8 protein-coding genes are annotated in these 6,947 nt (G+C 64.6%); all 8 read right to left on the minus strand.

From position 1 onward, the window contains the following. A partial coding sequence (locus tag ACTHL0_RS26555; RefSeq protein ID WP_440570101.1) for a POTRA domain-containing protein occupies positions 1-297 on the minus strand: 297 nt, incomplete at its 3' end. Positions 298-364: 67 nt separating this feature from the next. Further along, positions 365-1,741, minus strand: coding sequence for an RIP metalloprotease RseP (gene rseP / locus ACTHL0_RS26560; RefSeq protein ID WP_440570102.1), 1,377 nt, complete (start codon positions 1,739-1,741; stop codon positions 365-367). A 7-nt stretch (positions 1,742-1,748) separates the two neighbouring features. Further along, positions 1,749-2,972 (minus strand): 1-deoxy-D-xylulose-5-phosphate reductoisomerase, encoded by a 1,224-nt coding sequence (locus tag ACTHL0_RS26565; RefSeq protein WP_440570103.1) that lies wholly within the window; start codon positions 2,970-2,972, stop codon positions 1,749-1,751. Positions 2,973-2,996: 24 nt separating this feature from the next. Further along, positions 2,997-3,818 (minus strand): phosphatidate cytidylyltransferase, encoded by an 822-nt coding sequence (locus tag ACTHL0_RS26570; protein WP_440570105.1) that lies wholly within the window; start codon positions 3,816-3,818, stop codon positions 2,997-2,999. Beyond that, positions 3,812-4,594 (minus strand): polyprenyl diphosphate synthase, encoded by a 783-nt coding sequence (gene uppS / locus ACTHL0_RS26575; protein WP_440570106.1) that lies wholly within the window; start codon positions 4,592-4,594, stop codon positions 3,812-3,814. The genes ACTHL0_RS26570 and uppS overlap by 7 nt, the downstream gene beginning before the upstream one ends. A gap of 54 nt (positions 4,595-4,648) precedes the next feature. Continuing rightward, positions 4,649-5,209 (minus strand): ribosome recycling factor, encoded by a 561-nt coding sequence (gene frr, locus ACTHL0_RS26580; RefSeq protein WP_440570107.1) that lies wholly within the window; start codon positions 5,207-5,209, stop codon positions 4,649-4,651. Between the two features lie 95 nt (positions 5,210-5,304). Further along, positions 5,305-6,018 carry a UMP kinase gene (gene pyrH / locus ACTHL0_RS26585; RefSeq protein ID WP_440570109.1) on the minus strand — a complete coding sequence of 238 codons (714 nt, stop codon included), beginning with the start codon at positions 6,016-6,018 and terminating at the stop codon, positions 5,305-5,307. A gap of 192 nt (positions 6,019-6,210) precedes the next feature. Then, positions 6,211-6,947 (minus strand): translation elongation factor Ts (gene tsf, locus ACTHL0_RS26590; protein WP_440570110.1); only part of this gene is annotated, 737 nt, incomplete at its 5' end.

Raw genomic sequence — 6,947 nt, forward strand, 5'->3', positions numbered from 1 at the left:
CGGGCGTTCCGCCACGTCGACGATCACGACATTGCCTTCCGTCGCGATGCGCACGTCGCTGAAGAAGCCCGTGGCGTACAGCGCGCGAATCGCTTCCGACGCTTTGTCGTCCGTGAACGTATCGCCCCGTTTGATCGGCAGGTAGGAGAACACCGTGCCGGGCTCGACCCGTTGCAAGCCCTGGATCCGGATGTCTTGCACCACGAAAGGCGCCGTCGCCCCATGAGCGGCGACCCCTTGAGCGGCAAGCGCCGCGACCGCAACCGTCTTAGGAACAAAGCGATGAGGTTTGAACAACGTGCATCCCCAGAGTTTTTAGCTGCATCTGTCCGTCGCGGCCGCGGCAAGCGGACCGTCGAACACTTTAGAAATGGATTAAACGAGCCAGATCGTTGAAGAGCGCGATCGCCGACAAAACGACGATGCACACGAGACCAGCCCTTTGCAAAACGAGCTGCCAGCGGTCCGACACGGCTTTGCCGGTTGCGGCTTCAACCAAATAATATAACAGATGCCCCCCGTCCAATACCGGAATCGGCAATAAGTTCAGTACGCCGAGACTGATGCTGACGAGCGAAAGGAAGGACAGAAACGGCGCCCAGCCGAGTTGCGCGCTCTTGCCCGCGTAATCCGCGATCGTCACCGGACCCGACAGATTCTTCAGCGACGCCTGCCCCGTCAGCATGCGTCCGAACATCCGCAGCGAGTAGATGGCGATGTCCCAGGTGCGCCGCGCACCGCGCACGACGCTGTCCGCCAGGCCATAACGCACCCGCACGGTTTGCACGTGCGTCTCCAGCGCGGCGCCGATGCGGCCGGAGGTCGCGCCCGTTCGAGCGTCGTCCTCATGCGCGTCGGGCACGACCGTCAGCGTGCGTAGCACGCCCGGTGTGCCGCGTTCGATGCCGAGTACCACCGGGCGCCCCGCGTGCGCCTTCACATAGGCGATGAACGCCTGCGCACCGTCGATCGGCGCGCCGCCCGCCGTACGCAGCGTGTCGCCCGCAACGAGGCCGGCGCGCGCAGCCGCGCTGCCCGGCTCCACCGCGGCAACCGTCAACGTGCCGCCCTGATCGAAACCGAGCTTGGAAAGAAAATCGTCGTCGAGGTCGCGCTCGGGCACGTTGCGCAGATCGACTTGAAAATCGTATGTACCCCGCCCGTCGTGCGCGCGTAAAACCACCCGCCGATGATCGAAAGCGGCATCGAGCAGCTTCCAGCGCAGGTCCGACCACGAGCGCACGGCCTCGACATCGGCCCCGCTTTCGTCGCCGATCGTCACGACCGTCTCGCCGCCCTCGAAACCCGCCCGAGCGGCGACCGTGCCGGCCGGCGGCGTCGCCAAGGTGGCGACAGGCTCGGTCACGCCCGTCGCGAAAACGACCGAAAAAAGCGCGATCGCCAGCACGAAATTGGCCAGCGGCCCTGCCAATACGATGGCGATGCGCTTGGCGACGTGTTGCCGGTTGAATGCGTATGGCAGATCGGACGGCGCGATGTGGGAGTCCGTATCGCGCTCGTCCAGCATCTTGACGTAGCCGCCGAGCGGGAGCGCCGAAATCGTCCATTGCGTGCCGGTCTTGCGCCCGACCCAGCTCACCCGAGGCCGGCCAAAGCCGATCGAAAAGCGCAGCACCTTGACGCCGCACAGCCGCGCCACGCTGTAATGGCCGTACTCGTGCACTACCACGAGTACGCCGATCGCAACGGCGAATGCAGCGACTTCGATCAGCACGTTCATCGGCGTCTCACTGCACCGCGCGATCGACGGAGCCTGTGCGGTTCGCCGCTTGCGCCACGAGCGCGCGCCCGGCGATGAGTTCGCGTGCTGCGCTGCGCGCCTCGGTATCGGCGTCGAGGACGTCGGCCAGGCCGCTCGGCGTGCGATTGGTCAACCGTGCCAGTACGGCATCGACGGTGCTCGCAATGTCCATGAAGCCGATCCGCCGCTCGAGGAACGCGTCGACGGCCACTTCGTTCGCCGCATTGAGCGCCGCGCTGGCGATACCGCCCGCGGCGAGCGCCTGCATCGCCAGAGCGAGACAGGGGAAGCGGTCGTAGTCGGGCTTCTCGAATTGCAGCAAGGCGATCTGCGCGAGATCGAGTTGCGCCACGCCGGAATCGACGCGCTCGGGATAAGCGAGCGCATGGGCGATCGGCGTACGCATATCGGGATTGCCGAGCTGTGCGAGCACCGAACCGTCGGCGTACGAGACGAGCGAGTGAATCACGCTTTGCGGGTGAATCAGGACATCGATTCGATCGCCCCCCAACCCGAACAGCCAGTGCGCTTCAATGACCTCGAGGCCCTTGTTCATCATCGTCGCCGAATCGACCGAGATTTTGCGGCCCATGACCCAGTTCGGATGTTTGCAGGCTTCGTCCGGCGTGACATTGACGAGCGTGGCCGGCTCGCGCGTGCGAAACGGCCCGCCCGAGGCTGTCAGAATGATTTTCGTGACCCCGCCGTGTTCGGCGGCATCGCGCGGCAGGCATTGAAAGATCGCGTTGTGTTCGCTGTCGACCGGCAGCAGCGTGGCGCCGTTATCGCGCACGGCGTCCATGAAGATCGAGCCCGACATCACGAGCGCTTCCTTGTTCGCCAGAAGGATACGCTTGCCGGCACGGGCCGCCGCGAGCGTGGGCGCGAGGCCGGCGGCACCGACGATCGCGGCAACCACGGTATCGCACGCGCCGCTTTGCGCCGCTTGCACCAGCGCATCCTGGCCGTAGGCCACCTGCGTCTTGCAGCCCGCCGCCTTCAGTTGCGCCTCGACGCGCGCGGCCGTCTCGGCATCGCCGACCACCGCGACTTCGGGCGCGAAGCGCAGGCATTGAGCGACGAGTTTGTCGCCGTTGCGATGCGCCGTCAGTGCATAAACGGAAAAGCGCTCCGGATGGCGGGCGACGACGTCGAGCGTGCTGTCGCCGATCGAGCCAGTGGAGCCGAGCAATGTCAGACGTTTTTTCATATCTCTAATCCCTGATGCCCTAGCCTAGCGGATAAGCAGCATCGCCAGCGGCAGGACCGGCAGCAGCGCGTCGATGCGATCCAGGACGCCGCCGTGACCCGGCAGCAGCCCACTCGAGTCCTTCACGCCCGCCTGACGCTTGAGCATCGATTCGAACAGGTCGCCGACGATGCTGAACGCGACCAGCACCGTCAGCACGAGCAGTGTGCGCACCGTACCGATACGCTCGCCCAGCGCCGACACGAGCGTCGGCTCGAATGCGAACAACGCCATGACGGCGAGCGCCACGACCATGACCGCGAGCCACCCGCCGACCGCCCCCTCCCAGGTCTTGCCCGGGCTGATCGCCGGGGCAAGCTTATGTTTGCCGAACGCCTTGCCGGCAAAGTATGCGCCGATATCGGCCAGCCACACGACCAGCAGGACCGACAACACGAACGATACGCCTAGAATGCGAGCCGCGACGAGCGCGTGCCAGCAGGCCACCAGAACCACGAGGCCGGCAACCGCCAGAAACAGCCGCCAGGCACCGTGTGCGAGGGTTGGCTTGCGCACGAGCGCGTACGGGCCGGCCAGCACCCAGAAGACGGCCGCCGCCTCGAGCAGCGGCCGGGCGGCCTGCGCGCCCAGACCGAGGCGCGTGCTCGCGGCCAGCGCGAGCGCGGCGACGATCGCATAGCCCACCGGCGCCCCGCCCGGCAGCTTGAGCAGGCGCGCCCATTCCCAGGCGCCCAGGACGAGCGCGACCGCGATCAGTGCGCCGAAAGCCGCTACCGGTGCGAACAGCGTGACCGGCAGCAGCACCGCCAGCAGCACCACGGCGGTGATGACGCGGGTTTTCAGCATGGAAGAGAATCGGCGTCTTGTGACTGCGGCTCGAGCTGCGCGCTGGTACGGCCGAAACGGCGCTCCCGGCGGGCATACGAGGCAATCGCATCGGAAAGCGTCTTGGCGTCGAAATCGGGCCAATACGCGTCGGTGAAGTAGAGCTCGGTATAGGCGAGCTGCCAGAGCAGGAAATTGCTGATGCGCGTTTCGCCGCCGGTTCGAATGAACAGATCGGGTTCCGGCGCATAGGCGAGTGCCAGGTGTTGCGCGAGCGATTCCTCGTCGATCGGCACCACGCGGCCCTCGCTGACCGATTGCTCGGCCAGCTTGCGGGCCGCCTGCATGATGTCCCATCGGCCGCCGTAGTTCGCCGCGATCGTCAGCGTCAGCCGCGTATTGCGGGCTGTCTTTGTCTCAGCGCGGCGGATGAGATCCTGCACGCGCGTATCGAACAGCGACAAATCGCCGACGACGCGCAAGCGGATGCCATTCGCGTGGAGCTTGCCGACTTCGCGTTCGAGGGCGGTGACGAACAGCCGCATCAGGAACGACACTTCGTCCATGGGACGACGCCAGTTCTCGGAGCTGAACGCGAACAACGTCAGATATTCGACGCCGGCGCGGGCACACGATTCGACAGCCGTACGTACCGCCTCGACGCCGCGCGTATGACCGGCCACGCGCGGCAAACGCCGCTGCGTGGCCCAACGGCCGTTGCCGTCCATGATGATCGCGATATGCCGCGGCACAGCCGCAACATCAGGCACGCGAACGGTAGAGCTGGTATAGGTCATGGCCGCCGAGACTCACACTGCAAAAAATAAAGGACGCGTCGAGACGAACCAGCCTCAGACGGTCATGATCTCGGCTTCTTTCGAATGAACGAGCTTGTCGATCTCGGCGACGTATTTGTCCGTGAGCTTTTGCACCTCATCGCCTGCGCGACGCTCGTCGTCTTCCGAGATCTCTTTGTCTTTGACGAGCTTCTTCAGCTGTTCGTTCGCATCGCGGCGCAAATTGCGCACGGCCACCTTCGCCGTTTCGCCTTCGCTCTTGACGACCTTGGTGAGCTCGCGGCGGCGCTCTTCCGTCAATGCGGGCATCGGCACACGGATCTGATCGCCCTGCGTGGCGGGGTTCAGACCGAGATCCGACTCGCGAATCGCCTTTTCGACGACGCTGACCATCTTCTTTTCCCACGGCTGAACGCCGATCGTACGGGCATCGATGAGCGTCAGGTTGGCTACTTGCGAAATGGGCACGGCCGAGCCGTAGTAATCGACTTGAATGTGGTCGAGCAGCCCCGTGTGCGCGCGCCCCGTGCGGATCTTCGCCAAATCGTTCTTGAACGCTTCGATCGAACGCTGCATCTTTTGATCGGCGCCCTTTTTGATCTCTGCCAGGCTCATTTAGACCTCCAAAACTTCATCATTGTGCGGATTCGCGCGGCAAGCGCCGTCTTGCGCTTGCCGGGCGAAACGCGCCCCGCTTCTCTCACGGGAGTTTACACGTGGACGAGGGTGCCCTCGTCCTCACCAAGTACGATCCGCTTGAGCGCGCCGGGCTTCACGATCGAAAACACCCGAATCGGCAGCTTCTGGTCGCGGCACAGCGCGAACGCGGTCGCGTCCATCACTTGCAGGTTGCGGCCGATTGCCTCGTCGAAGCTGATCGTCGAATAACGCGTCGCGGTCGGATCCTTCTTCGGATCCGCGGAGTATACGCCGTCGACCTTCGTCGCCTTCAGAACGACCTCCGCCCCCACTTCCGAGCCGCGCAGCGCAGCTGCCGTATCGGTCGTGAAGAACGGGTTGCCCGTGCCGGCGGCGAAAATCACCACTTTGCCTTCTTCAAGCTGGCGAATCGCGCGCGGCCGGATATACGGCTCCACGACCTGATCCATACGCAGCGCCGATTGGACGCGCGCTTCGATGCCGGCATGGCGCATGGCGTCTTGCAGCGCAAGGGCATTCATCATCGTCGCGAGCATGCCCATGTAGTCGGCCGTGGCGCGGTCCATGCCCGCTGCTCCGCCTGCTACGCCGCGGAAGATGTTGCCCCCGCCGATCACGACGGCGAGCTGCGTGCCGAGTCGAACGACTTCGGCCACGTCGGCCACCATTCGTTCGATCGTCGCGCGATTGATGCCGAAGGCATCGTCGCCCATCAGAGCTTCACCGGAGAGTTTGAGAAGAACGCGTTTGTAGGCTGTGGGCATAGCGGTATCCGATCGCGCCGAAGAGATCACGACAATGTGGAACTGTAGGGGTGAAACATTACCCGGGGCAAGCTCGGCCACCGCCCGGCGGGACCCGTCCAGGCTGGCCGGGTTAACCCCGAGCGGTTCGCCGAGCGAACCCGCCGCGGCGAGCATGGCGCCCGCCGCGGGTACGGCAAACTGCGAACCGCCTTACTGCTGCTTTGCCGCCGCGACTTGCGCAGCCACTTCGGCGGCGAAATCGTCTTGACGCTTTTCGATGCCTTCGCCGACGACGAACAACGCGAACTTCTGCACGGACGAGCCGGCCGCCTTCAGCATTTGCTCGATCGTTTGCTTGTCGTTCTTCACGAACGGCTGGTTCAGCAGCGAGACTTCCTTCAGGTACTTCTGCACGCTGCCTTCGACCATCTTCGCCACGATTTCGGCCGGCTTGCCCGATTCGGCGGCCTTTTGCTCAGCGATGCTGCGTTCCTTGGCGATCAGATCGGCCGGAACGTCGTCCGACGACAGCGAAACCGGCTTCATCGCGGCGATGTGCATCGCGACATCCTTACCGACTTGCTCGTCGGCGCCCGTGTACTCGACGAGCACACCGATGCGCGTGCCGTGCAGGTACGCGGCGAGCTTGTTCGGCGTTTCGAAGCGCGAGAAGCGGCGGATCGACAGGTTTTCGCCGATCTTGCCGACGAGTGCCAGGCGCACTGCATCGACCGTCTGACCGTTCAAGGGCAGCGCCGACAGCGCGGCCACGTCGACCGGGTGTTGGGAAACGACCAGTTCGGCGACTTGCTTCGTGAAGGCGATGAAATCGTCGTTCTTCGCGACGAAGTCGGTTTCGCAGTTCAATTCGACGAGCGCACCCGCGTTGCCGGCGATGTGCGAAGCAATCACGCCTTCCGCCGTGACGCGCGAGGCAGCCTTGCTGG

Source organism: Trinickia sp., assembly GCF_051961175.1.
Classification (GTDB): Bacteria; Pseudomonadota; Gammaproteobacteria; order Burkholderiales; family Burkholderiaceae; genus Trinickia.

What these genes read in the sequence shown, in the direction of transcription:
- rseP (WP_440570102.1), bottom strand. Translation starts at nt 1,741, where the DNA reads ATGAACGTGCTGATCGAAGTCGCTGCATTCGCCGTTGCGATCGGCGTA.
- ACTHL0_RS26565 (WP_440570103.1), bottom strand. Translation starts at nt 2,972, where the DNA reads ATGAAAAAACGTCTGACATTGCTCGGCTCCACTGGCTCGATCGGCGAC.
- ACTHL0_RS26570 (WP_440570105.1), bottom strand. Translation starts at nt 3,818, where the DNA reads ATGCTGAAAACCCGCGTCATCACCGCCGTGGTGCTGCTGGCGGTGCTG.
- uppS (WP_440570106.1), bottom strand. Translation starts at nt 4,594, where the DNA reads ATGACCTATACCAGCTCTACCGTTCGCGTGCCTGATGTTGCGGCTGTG.
- frr (WP_440570107.1), bottom strand. Translation starts at nt 5,209, where the DNA reads ATGAGCCTGGCAGAGATCAAAAAGGGCGCCGATCAAAAGATGCAGCGT.
- pyrH (WP_440570109.1), bottom strand. Translation starts at nt 6,018, where the DNA reads ATGCCCACAGCCTACAAACGCGTTCTTCTCAAACTCTCCGGTGAAGCT.